Source organism: Kitasatospora sp. NPDC051853 (assembly GCF_044452665.1).
Lineage (GTDB): Bacteria > Actinomycetota > Actinomycetes > Streptomycetales > Streptomycetaceae > Kitasatospora.
The window spans coordinates 277,324-291,141 of the sequence record NZ_JBITBY010000004.1; the positions used below are offsets into that span (position 1 = coordinate 277,324).

General features: G+C 70.8%; 13 protein-coding genes. 8 read left to right on the plus strand and 5 right to left on the minus strand.

What is annotated here, in order from left to right; genetic code table 11:
• The first annotated feature begins 176 nt into the window (after window positions 1-176).
• On the plus strand, window positions 177-2,717 hold the full coding sequence (locus tag ACIA8O_RS13465) for a collagenase (protein WP_396293843.1): 2,541 nt from the start codon (window positions 177-179) through the stop codon (window positions 2,715-2,717).
• Window positions 2,718-2,791: 74 nt separating this feature from the next.
• Here ACIA8O_RS13465 and ACIA8O_RS13470 read toward each other — a convergent pair whose 3' ends face one another.
• Window positions 2,792-3,667, minus strand: a complete 876-nt coding sequence (locus tag ACIA8O_RS13470) for a helix-turn-helix domain-containing protein (RefSeq protein ID WP_396293844.1) — start codon at window positions 3,665-3,667, stop codon at window positions 2,792-2,794.
• A gap of 208 nt (window positions 3,668-3,875) precedes the next feature.
• Here ACIA8O_RS13470 and ACIA8O_RS13475 point away from each other — a divergent pair, with 208 nt between their 5' ends.
• Window positions 3,876-4,346, plus strand: a complete 471-nt coding sequence (locus ACIA8O_RS13475; RefSeq protein ID WP_396293845.1) for a peptidase inhibitor family I36 protein — start codon at window positions 3,876-3,878, stop codon at window positions 4,344-4,346.
• Between the two features lie 57 nt (window positions 4,347-4,403).
• On the opposite strand, the gene ACIA8O_RS13480 is transcribed toward ACIA8O_RS13475, so the two are convergent.
• On the minus strand, window positions 4,404-5,594 hold the full coding sequence (locus tag ACIA8O_RS13480) for a PLP-dependent aminotransferase family protein (RefSeq protein WP_396293846.1): 1,191 nt from the start codon (window positions 5,592-5,594) through the stop codon (window positions 4,404-4,406).
• 479 nt (window positions 5,595-6,073) lie between these two features.
• Between ACIA8O_RS13480 and ACIA8O_RS13485 the strand changes: the two genes are divergently transcribed.
• Entirely contained in the window at window positions 6,074-6,433 is a 360-nt protein-coding gene (locus tag ACIA8O_RS13485; protein WP_396293847.1) for a hypothetical protein, read from the plus strand.
• Between the two features lie 72 nt (window positions 6,434-6,505).
• Complete coding sequence (locus tag ACIA8O_RS13490) at window positions 6,506-7,042, plus strand: hypothetical protein (RefSeq protein WP_396293848.1); 537 nt, start codon at window positions 6,506-6,508, stop codon at window positions 7,040-7,042.
• 65 nt (window positions 7,043-7,107) lie between these two features.
• On the opposite strand, the gene ACIA8O_RS13495 is transcribed toward ACIA8O_RS13490, so the two are convergent.
• The gene (locus ACIA8O_RS13495) at window positions 7,108-8,142 is read right to left on the minus strand and encodes a phosphatidylinositol-specific phospholipase C domain-containing protein (RefSeq protein ID WP_396293849.1); all 1,035 of its coding nucleotides are present in this window, start codon (window positions 8,140-8,142) and stop codon (window positions 7,108-7,110) included.
• 202 nt (window positions 8,143-8,344) lie between these two features.
• Between ACIA8O_RS13495 and ACIA8O_RS13500 the strand changes: the two genes are divergently transcribed.
• Complete coding sequence (locus ACIA8O_RS13500) at window positions 8,345-9,700, plus strand: M14 family metallopeptidase (RefSeq protein ID WP_396293850.1); 1,356 nt, start codon at window positions 8,345-8,347, stop codon at window positions 9,698-9,700.
• Between the two features lie 60 nt (window positions 9,701-9,760).
• Here the strand turns inward: ACIA8O_RS13500 and ACIA8O_RS13505 are convergent, their stop codons facing one another.
• Window positions 9,761-10,597 (minus strand): helix-turn-helix transcriptional regulator, encoded by an 837-nt coding sequence (locus ACIA8O_RS13505; RefSeq protein WP_396293851.1) that lies wholly within the window; start codon window positions 10,595-10,597, stop codon window positions 9,761-9,763.
• Window positions 10,598-10,761: 164 nt separating this feature from the next.
• Between ACIA8O_RS13505 and ACIA8O_RS13510 the strand changes: the two genes are divergently transcribed.
• Window positions 10,762-11,799 carry an NAD(P)-dependent alcohol dehydrogenase gene (locus tag ACIA8O_RS13510; protein WP_396294254.1) on the plus strand — a complete coding sequence of 346 codons (1,038 nt, stop codon included), beginning with the start codon at window positions 10,762-10,764 and terminating at the stop codon, window positions 11,797-11,799.
• An 8-nt stretch (window positions 11,800-11,807) separates the two neighbouring features.
• Window positions 11,808-12,104 carry a putative quinol monooxygenase gene (locus ACIA8O_RS13515; RefSeq protein ID WP_396293852.1) on the plus strand — a complete coding sequence of 99 codons (297 nt, stop codon included), beginning with the start codon at window positions 11,808-11,810 and terminating at the stop codon, window positions 12,102-12,104.
• On the opposite strand, the gene ACIA8O_RS13520 is transcribed toward ACIA8O_RS13515, so the two are convergent.
• The gene (locus ACIA8O_RS13520; protein ID WP_396293853.1) at window positions 12,097-12,969 is read right to left on the minus strand and encodes an Fpg/Nei family DNA glycosylase; all 873 of its coding nucleotides are present in this window, start codon (window positions 12,967-12,969) and stop codon (window positions 12,097-12,099) included. The genes ACIA8O_RS13515 and ACIA8O_RS13520 overlap by 8 nt on opposite strands.
• A 76-nt stretch (window positions 12,970-13,045) precedes the next feature.
• Between ACIA8O_RS13520 and ACIA8O_RS13525 the strand changes: the two genes are divergently transcribed.
• The gene (locus ACIA8O_RS13525) at window positions 13,046-13,798 is read left to right on the plus strand and encodes a hypothetical protein (RefSeq protein ID WP_396293854.1); all 753 of its coding nucleotides are present in this window, start codon (window positions 13,046-13,048) and stop codon (window positions 13,796-13,798) included.
• Window positions 13,799-13,818 lie beyond the last annotated feature (20 nt).

Consider the following 13,818-nt stretch of genomic DNA (forward strand, 5'->3'; position numbering starts at 1 on the left):
CTCCACGGACCCCTTTCGAAGCCATGTGATGTGTGCCATGGTACATGTCACACTCCCCACCGTGTTCACGTCAGCGACGCGAGAAGGCAACCCCCGCTCCCGTCGCCCTTCACGGTCCGCACCCTCAGATGCCGTGCCCCGAATCACGGCTCGCAGACCGGCCCGGAGGCCACTCCATGCGTAGTTCCCCCACGACGAAGGACCTCGTGCGGCTCCTGGTAGCCGCATTGATCTGCTGTCTGGGTCTTGCCCTGCTCACCCCCGCCACCAGGGCCGCGGCCCGTGACACCAAGGGCCCGCAGCCCGTTCCCGCGCCCCGCGCAGGTGTCGCCCCGCAGCCCGCGATCTCCTCCATCGCCCGCGACGCCCGGGCCGAGGACGGCCACGGCGCCGTCGACGCGGCGCAGCGCGCCCCGTTCCAGACGGTCGAGTCCCCGGCGCGGAGCGAGCAGATCCGCGCCAAGCTCTCCGCCGGTGCCGCCGCGGCCGCTGCCGCCGCCTGCACCGTCTCGGACTTCACCTCCAAGACCGGCGCCGCGCTGGTCCAGCAGGTCAAGTCGGCCGAGCCCGGCTGCGTCAACACCCTCTTCACCCTGAAGGGTTCGGACGCCCAGGCCGCGTTCCGCGAGGCGCAGATGGTCACCGTCGCCGACGCCCTGCGCGCCAACGTCGCCAACTACCCCGGCGACAACAGCACTTCCACCCTCCAGCTGGTGCTCTTCCTACGCGCCGGCTACTTCGTCCAGTGGTACGACACCTCCGTCGGCGACTACGGCCCGGCCCTGAAGAGCTCCATCGAGGGTGCGCTCGACGCCTTCTTCGCGGCCCCGCGCTCGGCCGACGCGAACGACGCCAACGGCAACATCCTGGCCGAGACCGTCACCCTGATCGACAGCTCCCAGCGCAACGCCCGCTACCTCTCCGTGGTGAAGCGCCTGCTGACCAACTACACGAACTCCTACAACAGTTCGTGGTACATGGTCGCCGCGACCAACAACGCCTACAACGTGCTGTTCCGCGGCCACCAGATGGACGACTTCCTGCCCGCCGCGCAGGCCGACCCGGCGCTGTTCACCGTGCTGCGCGACTTCGCCGTCGCCCACGACGACCTGCTCGGCACCGACCAGTGGTACCTGGCCGCCAACGCCGGCCGCGAGCTCGGCCGCTTCCTGCGCCACGACGCGCTGAAGCCGACGGTCCGCCCGCTGGTCAAGGAGCTGCTCGGCCGCAGCAGTACCACCGGCCGCACCGGCTCGCTCTGGATCGCGCTGGCCGAGATGGCCGACTCGTACGGCCAGGCCAACTGCGCCTTCTACGACGTCTGCGACCTGGCCGCCAAGCTGAAGGCCGCCGTCCTGACGGTCAAGCACAGCTGCGGCCCGAGCATCCGGATCGTCGCCCAGGAGATGACCGAGGCCAACCTGGCCGCGGCCTGCACCAGCCTGACCGACCAGGACGCGTACTTCCACCAGGTGGTCCGGGACAACGGCCCGGTGGCCGACGACAACAACACCTCGATCGAGGTCGTCGTCTTCAACTCCAGTGCCGACTACAAGAGTTACGCCGGGACGATCTTCGACATCTCCACCGACAACGGTGGCATGTACCTGGAGGGCAAGCCCGAGGTGGCCGGCAACCAGCCGCGCTTCATCGCCTACGAGGCGGAGTGGCTGCGTCCGGACTTCCAGATCTGGAACCTCAACCACGAGTACACCCACTACCTCGACGGCCGCTACGACATGTACGGCGACTTCAGGGCCGGGCAGAGCACGCCGACCGTGATGTGGGTCGAGGGCTTCGCCGAGTACGTCTCCTACTCGTACCGCAAGGTCAGCTACGACCGTGCGGTCACCGAGGCCGGCAAGAACACGTACAAGCTCAGCACGCTGTTCGACACCACCTACGACAACTCCGACTCCACCAAGGTCTACCAGTGGGGCTACCTGGCGGTCCGTTACCTGATCCAGTCGCACCCGCAGGACGTCACCGCGCTGCTGGCCAAGTACCGCACCGGTGACTGGGCGGGGGCCCGCACCCTGCTCACCTCCACCATCGGCACCCGCTACGACGCCGACTTCGCCGCCTGGCTGGCGAAGTGCGCGGGCGGCGACTGCGGCACCACCGCCCCGGTCAACCAGCCCCCCTCGGCCGGCTTCACCGCCCTGGCCGCCGGTCTGTCGGTCACCTTCACCGACGTCTCCACCGACCAGGACGGCACCATCGCCTCCCGCGCCTGGGACTTCGGCGACGGCACCGGTGCCACCACCGCCAACCCGACCAAGGCCTACACCGCGGCCGGCACCTACACCGTCAAGCTCACCGTGACCGACGACAAGGGCGCCACCGCCACCACCAGCAAGCCGCTCACCGTGGTGGCGCCGCCGAAGGGCGAGTGCACCACACCCCGCCGGGACGAGCTGGGCAAGAACTGCCAGCGCTCGAACGTCTCGGCCACGGCCGGGAACCACGGCGCCTTCTTCGTCTACCTCCCGGAGAAGGTCGGCTCGCTGAAGATCACCGTCTCCGGCGGTACCGGCGAGGCGGACCTCTACTACAACCCCAACGGCTGGGCCACCACCTCCGACTACACCGCCCGTTCGGTGAAGACCGGCAACGCGGAGACCCTCACCATCAGGAAGCCGCCGGCCGGCTACGTCTACATCAGCCTGTTCGCGGCCAAGAGCTTCGAGGGCGTCACGATCAAGACCGAGTTCTGAGGCGACAGCCGATCCACCGCTGAGCCGAACGGCCCCGCCCACCGCGACCCGGTGGGCGGGGCCCGCCCGCGTTCTCAGCCTTCGGCGGTGGCGGCCTCGAAGGCCTTCACCTCGCCGCCGGGGAACTTCACGTAACCCTTGGCCAGGGTGGGCTGGTTGACGCCGACCAGCATGTTGGACCAGAGCGGGGGCTGCTGGTCGTAGAAGCCCTGGCAGTCGATCGGGAAGCAGTCCCGCCCGCCGGTCTGGGTGGTGATCTCCACCCGCCCCTGCCAGCCCTTCGGCATCCGCAGCTGGGCCCAGGAGGTGCCGCAGCGCGGCGAGTACCAGTTCTCCAACTTGCCCGCCACCTGGCCCTCGTGGTTGAAGGTCGAGGCGGCGACCAGCTCCGCGCCCTCCCAGCAGTGGGTGGCGTCCGGGTCCTTCTTGTGGCAGCCGAAGCCCGCCACCGTCCCGCCGCAGGCCTCCGTCGGCGTGGGCCGCCCGCCGGGCGGGAACGCCGCGAGCACCGGACTGACGGTCCTCGCCGGGGCCGGGCGGAGCTGGAGCACGACGCCCGCCGCGACGGCGGCGGAGAGCAGGCAGGCGACGCCACACTGCCACCAGCTCGGGCCGCGGTGGGTCCGCCCGGACGGGGTGGCGGGCCCCTCCGGTACGTCGTTGGCCGGCTCGCCCTGTTCCTCCTCCCGGCCTTCCTGCCCCGCCCGGTACCAGTGGGCCCGCCAGAGGCTCAGGTCGGCCTCGCCGCAGGACTGCACGAAGGCCTCGACCACCTCCCAGGACGGCAGCCGCCGGCCGCTCTCGGCCAGCGAGAGCGTGCTGTGCGAGTAGCCGGAGACGGCCGACAGCTGGCGGAGCGTCAGCCCGGCCGACTCCCTGGTCCCGCGCAGCCGCAGCGCGAGCCGGACCAGCGGGCCGTCCCCGGTGAGCGGTGCCTGTCTGCGCGCCAACTCGTGCCCCCTGTCCGATTGTTCACCGTTGTCCGGGCAGGCCGCGGCGGTGCCGGTGGCGCTCGCGCAGGTCAGCCCCCGGCGAGGGTGTCGCATTGTCCGACGGTGGTCAAAGGGCCCCGGAGGAGCTCGTCAGGTCGGCGCGGGCGCTGTTCTGCTGGTGCCGCGCCGCCCGGCCGACGGGGCCGGGGGCGTCCAAGGAGGTTCCATGTACCGCGTGTTGACGGCGGCCGCGGCCGCCGCGGCGTTCGCCCTCACGGCCGTTCCCCCGGCCTCGGCCGCGCCGTCGGTCGCTCTGCCGGGCGTCTCGGCGCCGGTCGGCTCCAAGCTGCTGGGCGACGAGATCGTGGCGCCGGACGGCTCCCGCCTCTCGGTCGGCCCGAAGCTCTACGACGACTGCACGTCCGGCTGGGTCTGCCTGTACGCGGACGCCAACTGGGGCGGCCGGATGCTCAGGTTCAGCGACTACTACAAGGGCAACCTGAAGGACTGGGGCTTCAACGACCAGATGTCCTCCTGGCGCAACAACGGGGGCTCGGTCGCCAAGTGGTTCATGCACGACCACGGCACCTGGGGGAACCCCTGCTACACCATCGCCGCCTACGCGGCGAGTTCCTTCGTCGGCGCGGCGGAGAACGACACCGCCTCGGCCATCGAGGTCAGCAACTGGGCCTGCTGAGACGGACGGGCCGGCCGTCCCCCGGAGCTCCGGGGGACGGCCGGCTCCCTGAGCACGTCAGTGCTCGGCGAGGGCGGCGGCCAGGCGGCGCAGTCCCTCCTCGATCTCCTCGGGGGAGTGGGTGGTGAAGGACATCCGCAGGGTGCGGGGGTCCGGCCGGACGGCGTGGAACGGGGCGCCGGGGACGTAGGCCACGTCGTGGCGGACGGCGGTGGCGAGCAGCTCGGTGGCGTCGTAGCCCTCGGGCAGGGTGACCCAGAGGAACATGCCGCCCTCCGGCTCGTTCCAACTACTGCCCGGGGGAAGGATCTTGGGCAGTCCGGCGAGCAGCGCGTCGCGGCGCTCGCGGTAGGCCGCCTTGATCTTCGCCAGGTGGGCGTCCAGGTCGGCGTCGCGCAGGTACCGCGCGGCGGCGGCCTGGTCGACGGTGGAGGTGTGCAGGTCCGCCGACTGCTTGACCACCGTGCAGGCCCGGCGCAGCGCGGCCGGGGCCCGCAGGTACCCGAGCCGCAGACCGGGCGCGAGCACCTTGGAGAAGGACCCCAGCAGCACGGTGCGGTCCTCGGCCCCGGGGAGCTCGGCGATCCACGGCTGCGGCTCGCCGTCGAAACGCAGCTCGCCGTACGGGTCGTCCTCGGCGATCCAGAACCCGTACCGCCCGGCCAGCTCCGCCACCTGGCGGCGGCGCGCGGCGGGGAGCGTCCGGCCGGTGGGGTTCTGGAAGTTCGGCACCAGGTAGAGCAGCTTGGGCCGCTCGGCCACCACCAACTCCTCCAAGGCCTCCGGGAGCAGCCCTTCACCGTCGGTCGGCACCGGCACGACCCGGGCCCCCGCGAAGGCGAAGGCCTGCAGCGCGGCCAGGTAGCACGGGTCCTCGACCAGCACCACGTCGCCCGGCTCCAGCAGCGCGGTGATCAGCAGCGTCAACCCCTGCTGCGACCCGGTGGTCACCACCAGGTCCTCCGCCCCGGTGGCCAGCCCACGCCCCGTCAGACGCTCCGCTATCGCCGCCCGCAACGCCGGATCCCCCTCGGTGGTCGAGTACTGCAACGCCTGCTCCGGCACCTCCGCCAACACCCGGTCGAACGCCGCCCGCAGCCCCGCCACGTCGAACAGCTCCGGGGCCGGCAGCCCGCCCGCGAACGACACCACCTCCGGCCGGGCGGTCAGGGCGAGGATCTCCCGCACGGCGGAGGGCGCCACGGAGGCGGCCCGGCTGGCGAACGACGGCAGGTCAGCTCTGGTCATGCCCCGAGGGTACGAGGTCGGCCGGTCGGGTTCGACCCCTCTCCCACAGGCTGAGAAACGGATGTGCAATGCGCTTGTTCGGTCTGCATTTTGATGGCCCGCCAGATATAATTATTCGAGCGCCGATCGTCAACGGTGAAGATGCCGGGTGGTTCGGATAGAAACTGGCATTCTTTGCGAAGATCATCAATCCCGCGCAAAGTGCTGACTTGTTGTCAGATTGATATAACCGGCGAGCGTTCCGGCCCTCGGGGTCCGTCGGACTTGTCTTGAGTCGATCTTGACTCGACAGATGCCGCGCGGCAGTGGTGCGGACGCCGAGTTGGTGTTCACCGCGGACGCGGCGTTCCCGGCCGACGCCAAGGCGCAGTACCCGGTGACGATCGACCCGGCGGTGAGCGTCGACACTTATGTGCACATCGGTGAGAACTGCGACAACTCCGCCTCCACGGAGTTGAAGCTGGGGGCGTTCAACGGCGGTGCGACAAAGGCCCGTTCGTTCCCAGTACGCCGACGCCGGCAACCTCTCCGATCCGACCACCTGCACCTTCGCGGTCGGCCCCGCCGGCCTCACCTCCCCGGTCGACGGTACCCAGGCCGCCAAGTGCGTGGTCCACCAGTGCCGCCGCGGCCCCGGCGCCGCTGAGGACAACATCCCCGAGGAATTTGGTGCCGGGCCTGCTGTGGTCGGGGCCAAGAAGGCATGGGGCGGCTCGAAGGTTGCCGCGAAGGCCACATCCAAGGGCTCGAAGTTCGTCTCCAGGGCAGTGAAGAAGAAGGTCGCGAAGATTGATCCGAAGAAGTTCGTCCTCACCTCCCGGAGTAGGCGAAGGCGGTAGCGGTACAATCTGGATGCGGGCTCGTCCGAATGCTCGGGCAAGCCCGCATTCGATCTATGAGTGCGGGGTTTCGTGCGTTTCGAGAAAAACATCAAGGGATCCGCCTGGCGGTCTTTTGCCGCGGTCGGTCAGACGTATGCGCGGGCGGAGACCCCGGCCGGCGTCCTGGTCCTCCATCGAGGTCCGGCGGAGAGTGGAACCGCTGCCGCTGCCATCGAGGGGCAGGAGACGTGGAAGATTCGACACGATGGAGAAATTTCCACCATCCTGTACGACACCGGCTCCCCCGGTGTTCTCGCGCGTCGACGCGTGAAGCAGGGGATTCATGGGACATTCGATGGCGCGAGCTTGACCCTGGTGGGCCGCGGCTCGTTCTTCCCGAAATCGCGGGCCGTATCCTGGGAGCATGAAACGGGCTCGCTCACCTTTGTGGCCAGAAGGTTCCAGATCCGGTTGGTCGACTCGGCCGGGAAGCAGATTGCGGCGAAGAACGCGGGAAAGTGGGAGGTCGAAGAAGGGGCTACCCAGGCCCAGCTGATCGCCATCTGCGTGTTCGAGTGGTCCGAATTTGATTCACTGCTCGAGTTTCCGCTGCTCGCGTTGTTCTGATGGACGGAGGGTGGGCGAGCAGCTGCTTTCGGCGGCTCGCCCACCCTCTGCGTTTCGCAGAATGATCAGCCGCGGGGGAGCACGAGGGACTGGATGTCGGGGAGGGTGCGCCAGTCGCTGGTGGTGATGGAGGCGTGGGCGGCGGCGAGTTGGGTGACCCGGGCGCGGGCCTGGTCGGGGGTGGGGGTGGTGGCGGAGATGGCGGGGGAGACGTTGTGGGCGTCGGTCATGACGAGGAGGTAGTGGTTGCGGTCGTACCAGGAGAGGTCGGCGCCGTTGGTGAGGTAGGTGGCGGCGTCCGCGTCGAAGACGGCGAACCAGGGGCGGATGGTGGTGTCGGTGTACTTGGTGCGGGGGTCGCCGGTGGCGGCGCCGTGGACGGCGGGGAAGACCTGGGCCTGGGAGAGGCGGCCGGTGGCGGCGAGGTCGCGGAGGTGGCGGGCGTACTCGACGTCGGTGTGGAGGGTGTCGAAGGGGTTCTGTTCCTCGACGGTGCCGGGGATGACGTGGAGGAGGACCCGGCCGGCCAGGGCGGCGCGGGTGGGCCAGGCGCCGGCCTTGGCGGCGGCGTCCAAGGTGGGGTGCGGGCCGAGCAGGTCGGCGGGGCGGAAGACGGCGGGGCCGAGGTGGGCGGCGATCAGGGCGTCGAGTTGGGCGGGGCCCATGCCGCGGTTGGCGGCGAAGCCGCCCTTGAGTTCGAGCTTGACAACGAGGGGGCCGGAGGTGGGGTGGGTGCCGAGCCAGAGGCGGATGTCGTCGAGGCAGTGTTCGAGGTTCTTGTTGCCGGAGCCGGTGTAGAGCTGGGTGGCGGAGGTGGCGGCGACGCAGTTGTTGGCGTTGCCGAGGGGGTTGGAGTGGCTGACCTTCCACTCGGTGGTGACGGTGTTGGTCCAGGCGTCCAGTTCGATCAGGGAGGTGCCGGTGTCCAGGGCCTGGGCGAGGTAGGGGAAGGCGGCCGGGTCGTAGGTGTTGTGGATGCCGACCGTGGTGGCGCCGATGAAGGGGAGCGGGCCGGTGGGGGCGGCGGAGGCCGGGGCCTGCGGCAGGACGGCGAGGGTGGCGGCGGCGAGCAGGGCGGCGGCGGTCCGACGGAGCGTCAAGGGTCTCTCCAGGCAGCAGGGGTGAGGGCAGCTCAGGGTGGACCATGGGAGTGGACGTGCGGTGACATGACAAGGAAGTTGGCAGGAAGCGTGTGCCACGGGCGCCCTTGACCCCGTCATGCCACTGCCTCACCATCGTGCTGGCGCGCGCCGCAGCTCCTCCCTCCATTCCGTCCTACCGGACCCCCACAGGAGGACAGTCATGCGACTGCCCCGTCGCGGAAAGCCCGCCGTGGCTGCTGCCGCGCTGCTCGCGCTCGCCCTGGCCGTGCCGCTCGGCACCGATGCCAGTGCCAAACCCGTTGTGCCGAACGAGAGTTCGGTGGCGGACGAGACCATCACCCAGTACGTCGTGGACGGCCCGCGCACGGTGGCCGACCGCACCGCGATCGCCGCCACCGGGGTGTCGATCGACGAGGTGGACGCCCGCTCGGTGGTGGTGTCCGCGAACCGGGCCGAGGCGGCCCGGCTGCGCACCATGGGCTGGCAGCTGACCGCCCTTCCGGGCCCGGAGGGCCAGGAGGGCCAGCAGCTCCCGGGTGCGAAGGACGTCACGGTCAACGACTTCCCGAGCAAGGACTCGATGTACCACAACTACGCCGAGGCGACGGCGGAGATCAACGCGATCGTGGCCAAGTACCCGGCCATCATGAGCAAGCGGGTGATCGGCAAGTCCTACGAGGGCCGTGACCTGTTCGCCATCAAGATCAGCGACAACGTGGGCACCGACGAGGCCGAGCCGGAGGTGCTGTTCACCGCGCACCAGCACGCGCGGGAGCACCTGACGGTGGAGATGTCGCTCTACCTGCTCAAGGAGTTCGGCGACAAGTACGCCACCGACAGCCGGATCGCGGGCGTGGTGAACAGCCGCGAGATCTGGATCGTGCCGGACCTCAACCCGGACGGCGGCGAGTACGACATCGCCACCGGCAGCTACCGCAGCTGGCGCAAGAACCGGCAGCCCAACTCCGGCTCCAGCTACGTCGGCACCGACCAGAACCGCAACTGGAACTACAAGTGGGGCTGCTGCGGCGGCAGTTCGGGCTCCACCTCCAGCGAGACCTACCGGGGCAGCGCGCCGGAGTCCGCGAAGGAGGTGAAGGTGGTCGCCGACTTCGTGCGCAGCCGGGTGGTCGGCGGCAAGCAGCAGATCACCGCCGCCATCGACTTCCACACCTACAGCGAGCTGGTGCTCTGGCCGTTCGGCTGGACGTACGACAGCACGGTGCCGGGCATGACGGCGGACGAGTACAACACCTTCGCCACCTTCGGGAAGACCATGGCCGCCAGCAACGGCTACACCCCCGAGCAGTCCAGCGACCTCTACATCACCGACGGCACCATCGACGACTGGCTGTGGGGCGCGCAGCGGATCTTCGCCTACACCTTCGAGATGTACCCGACCGGCAGCGCGGGCGGCGGCTTCTACCCGCCCGACGAGGTGATCGCCCGGGAGACCAGCCGCAACCGGGACGCCGTGCTCAGGCTGCTGGAGACGGCCGACTGCATGTACCGCGCGATCGGCAAGCAGCAGCAGTACTGCGGCATCGCGGCGTGACGGCCGCCCCCTGAGTCCGTTCCGTCGGCCGGGCCTGCCCGGGTCCCGGCCGACGGGGCGTCAGGAAGTGGTGCTGACCAGGGAGTTGACGATGCGCAGGGCGGCCTCGGAGGGCGAGCCCGGCTCGGCGGTGTAGACGACCAGGGACTGGTCCGGGTCGTCCGGGAGCAGCAGGCTCTCGTAGGCGAGGGTGAACTCCCCGGCCGCCGGGTGGCGCAGGTGGTAGCCGCCGTGACTCTTCTCCCGCACCTCCTGGGCCTCCCAGTGCCGGCGGAAGTCGGCGCTCTCGGCGGAGATCCGGGTCAGGAAGTCGTGGAACTCCGGGTCGCACTGGTGCCGCCCGAGGTCCATCCGGAGCTGCGCGACCAGGTCGGCGGCCTTGCGCTCCCAGTTGACGTACCGCTCGCGCACCACGGGGTGGCAGAAGGCCAGCCAGGTCTTGTTGCGCTGCGCGGGCGGGAGGGCGTCGAGGTCGACGGTGAGCAGGGCGGCGAAGAGCTCGTTCCAGGCCAGGATGTCGGTCCGGCGGCCGAGCACGAAGGCGGGGGTGTCCGGCATCGAGTCGAGGAGCCTGCGGAGACCGGGGCGGACCTGCTGGGCGGGGCGGGCGCCGGTGTGGTCGGGGCGGACCAGGTGCAGCAGGTGCTGGCGCTCGAACTGGTCGAGGCGGAGCGCGGTGGCGACCGCGTCGATCACCGTGTCGGAGACGTTCTCGGCGCGGCCCTGCTCGAAGCGGACGTAGTAGTCGACGGAGACCCCGGCCAGCTGGGCCAGCTCCTCACGGCGCAGGCCGGGCACGCGACGGCGCTCGCCGTACTGCCGCAGGCCGGCGTCCTCGGGCTTGAGGCGGGCTCGGCGGGAGCGCAGGAAGGTGCCTAGTTCTGCTCGGTTGCCCATGGACACGATCCTACGGTGGGCGGCCCGGGACGCCGTGGGTGGTTCTGGCAGACCTAGGTTGGGCGGTTCCCAGGTCGAACGGGGCGCTGGGTGGGGCCGGGGCGCGTGGGCAGGATGGTCGGTGACAGGAAGACAGCGACCACGGAAGGTCCCGTTCGATGAGCATCACCACCGTCCCCGCGTACGCCGCCCCCGCTCCGAAGGCCCCGCTGGAGCGGACCACGGTGCCGCGTCGCCCGGTCGGCGAGCACGACGTCCTGATCGAGATCAAGTACGCCGGCATCTGCCACTCCGACATCCACCAGGTGAACGAGGACTGGGGCCGGGCTCCGTTCCCGATGGTGCCCGGTCACGAGATCGCCGGCATCGTCGCCGAGGTCGGCCCCGGCGTCACCCGGTACGCGGTCGGCGACCGGGTCGGGGTGGGCTGCTTCGTGGACTCCTGCCGGGAGTGCGCCAACTGCCTGGCGGGGCTGGAGCAGCACTGCGCCAAGGGCATGAGCGCGACCTACCCGGTCGGCTCCGACGGACAGCCCGCCTACGGTGGCTACAGCAGCCACATCGTGGTGGACGAGAACTACGCGCTGCGCATCCCGGAGGGCATCGGCCTGGCCGAGGCGGCTCCGCTGCTCTGCGCCGGCATCACCCTCTACTCCCCGCTGAAGCACTGGCAGGCGGGCCCGGGCAAGAAGGTCGCGATCGTCGGCCTGGGCGGGCTCGGCCACATGGGCGTGAAGATCGCGCACGCGCTGGGCGCCGAGGTCACCGTGCTCAGCCAGAGCCTGCGCAAGAAGGAGGACAGCCTGCGGCTCGGCGCCACCGACCACCGGGCCACCTCCGACCCGGCCACCTTCGCCGAACTGGCGGGCAGCTTCGACCTGGTGGTGAGCACCGTCTCGGCCGTGCTGCCGTTCGACGACTACCTGGGCCTGCTGAAGACCGACGGCACCCTGGTGAACGTCGGCGCCCCGGCCGACCCGATCTCGCTCAACCTCTTCTCGCTGATCGGCGGCCGCCGCTCGCTGGCCGGTTCGATGATCGGCGGCATAGCGGAGACCCAGGAGATGCTGGACTTCTGCGCCGAGCACGGGCTGGGCGCGGAGATCGAGGTGATCCCGGTGGAGCAGGTCAACGAGGCGTTCGCCCGGGTGCTGGCCGGTGACGTGCGGTACCGCTTCGTCATCGACACCACGACCTTCTGATCCCTCCGGTGCTGCTGACCGTGCTGGTCCGCTACCAGGCCCGGGAGGGCCAACAGGACCGGCTGCGCACCGAGTTGGAGGCACTGCTGGAGCCGGCGGCGGAGTGGCCGGGCTGCCTGGCGTACGAGCTCTACGTCGACCCGAACCGCCCCGAGCGGATGGCGGTCTTCGAGGAGTGGAGCTGCCCGGACGGCTGGGAGCACCACCGCCGCCGGTCGGCCGGGCGGACGGCGGGGCTGCTGGCCCGCCCGGCCGCCGTCCGGCTCCAGTACGGCTCCTGCGGTGACCACGACCCCGCTACCTGAGCAGGCGGGAGAGACGGCGGTCGGCCAGCACCCGGCCGCCGGTCTGGCAGGTGGGGCAGTACTGGAAGGAGGAGTCCGCGAAGTCGACGGACCGTACGGTGTCGCCGCAGCGCGGGCAGCGTTCGCCGGCGCGGCCGTGCACCGCCATCCCGGCCCGCTTCTCCGCCCTGAGCACGTCGGCGGTGGCCCCGTACGCCCGGGCCACCGCCGCGCCGAGGGTCCCGCGGACGGCGGTGTGCAGGGCGGTCAGCTGCTCGGGGGTGAGGGCGGAGGCCAGGGCGTAGGGGGAGAGCCGGGCCGCGTGCAGGATCTCGTCGGAGTAGGCGTTGCCGATGCCGGCCAGCACGGTCTGGTCGGTGAGGAAGGTCTTCAGGCGGTACCGCCGGCCGGCGGCCAGCTCGACGAGCCGCCGCTCGGTGAAGGCCGGGCCCAGCGGGTCGGTGCCCAGCCGCGCCACCCCGGGCACCAGCTGAGGGTCCGTCACCACGTAGGCGGCCAGGCGCTTGGTGGTGCCCTGCTCGGTGACCTCGAAACCGGAGCCGTCGTCGAGCACGATCCGCAGCGCCGACGGCCCCCGCCCCGGCCGGCCGCTGCCCGGCTGCGGCGCCGGGAAGGAGGCGCGGTGCCGGATCCAGCCGGCCCGGGCCAGGTGGATCACCAGGTGCGGCCCGTCCCCGGCCAGCAGGTCCAGGAACTTCCCGTGCCGGCCGACCGATGTGACGGCCTGTCCGTGCAGCGCCGCCACCGGCGGGTCGAAGGTCTTCAGCACCTGGACCGAGAGCACGTCGACCCGCTCGACGGTGCGGCCCTCGGAGAGCTCCGCGATCCGCTCGGCCAGCGCCTGCACCTCCGGCAATTCGGGCATACCGCGAGCTTAGGCGGGATCGAACGGTGATCGGGGCGTGACCTGCCGGAACGGTGATGATCACTAGGGTTGGCCGGTGACGAACGACAGCACCACCACGCCCCCGGAGCGCGAGCGCCCGGTCTGGCGCCGGAACGCCGCCGCCGCCCTGGCCGCGGCCGCCCTGGCCGTCCTCGGCTTCCAGCTCGCCGGTCCGTCCGATGCGGAGGAGGAGAGCGCCGCGACGCCCCCGAGTGCCACGGCCTCCGCCTCTGCCACGGCCTCCGCCTCTGCCACGGCCTCCGCGGCCGTCAGCGCCTCCGCCGAACCGCTGTCGGCCCGGCCGGTGATCGCGCTCGACGTGGCCTTCCCGAAGGAGGTCACGGACCCGGTGGGCGGGGTGTACACCCGGGTGGGGGCCGCCACGCTGAAGAGCTGTACCGAGCCCGACTCGGTCGGCCCCCGGCTGATCGCCATGATCGAGGACGGCAGGGGCTGCCTGGGGCACCACGTGGCGCTCTACAAGGACGCCCGGAACAACCAGTTCAACTTCTCGGTCTTCACCATGAAGGACCCGGCCGAGATCCCCCGCCTGACCACCGAACTGACCATCCGCTTCGACGACTACCAGGTCGGGGCCCAGGCACCCCCGCCCGGCTCCGGACTGCCCACCCTCGCCCCGGACAGCGGGATGATCCAGGCGTTCACCGGGGCGGGCCGGTCGATGGTGGCCGGTCTCGGGCAGTGGTCGGACGGCAGGACGGCCGACTTCCGGCAGCTCGGCGACCGGCTCGAACCCCTGCACAAGGGGATCACCGACGCGGTGGCGGCGTACGAGCGGGCCGGCTGACCCGGCGTCAGGCGTCAGGT

Coding starts and splice junctions, on each gene's coding strand:
- ACIA8O_RS13465 (WP_396293843.1), top strand. CDS start 177: ATGCGTAGTTCCCCCACGACGAAGGACCTCGTGCGGCTCCTGGTAGCC.
- ACIA8O_RS13520 (WP_396293853.1), bottom strand. CDS start 12,969: ATGCCCGAATTGCCGGAGGTGCAGGCGCTGGCCGAGCGGATCGCGGAG.
- ACIA8O_RS13500 (WP_396293850.1), top strand. CDS start 8,345: ATGCGACTGCCCCGTCGCGGAAAGCCCGCCGTGGCTGCTGCCGCGCTG.
- ACIA8O_RS13480 (WP_396293846.1), bottom strand. CDS start 5,594: ATGACCAGAGCTGACCTGCCGTCGTTCGCCAGCCGGGCCGCCTCCGTG.
- ACIA8O_RS13505 (WP_396293851.1), bottom strand. CDS start 10,597: ATGGGCAACCGAGCAGAACTAGGCACCTTCCTGCGCTCCCGCCGAGCC.
- ACIA8O_RS13475 (WP_396293845.1), top strand. CDS start 3,876: ATGTACCGCGTGTTGACGGCGGCCGCGGCCGCCGCGGCGTTCGCCCTC.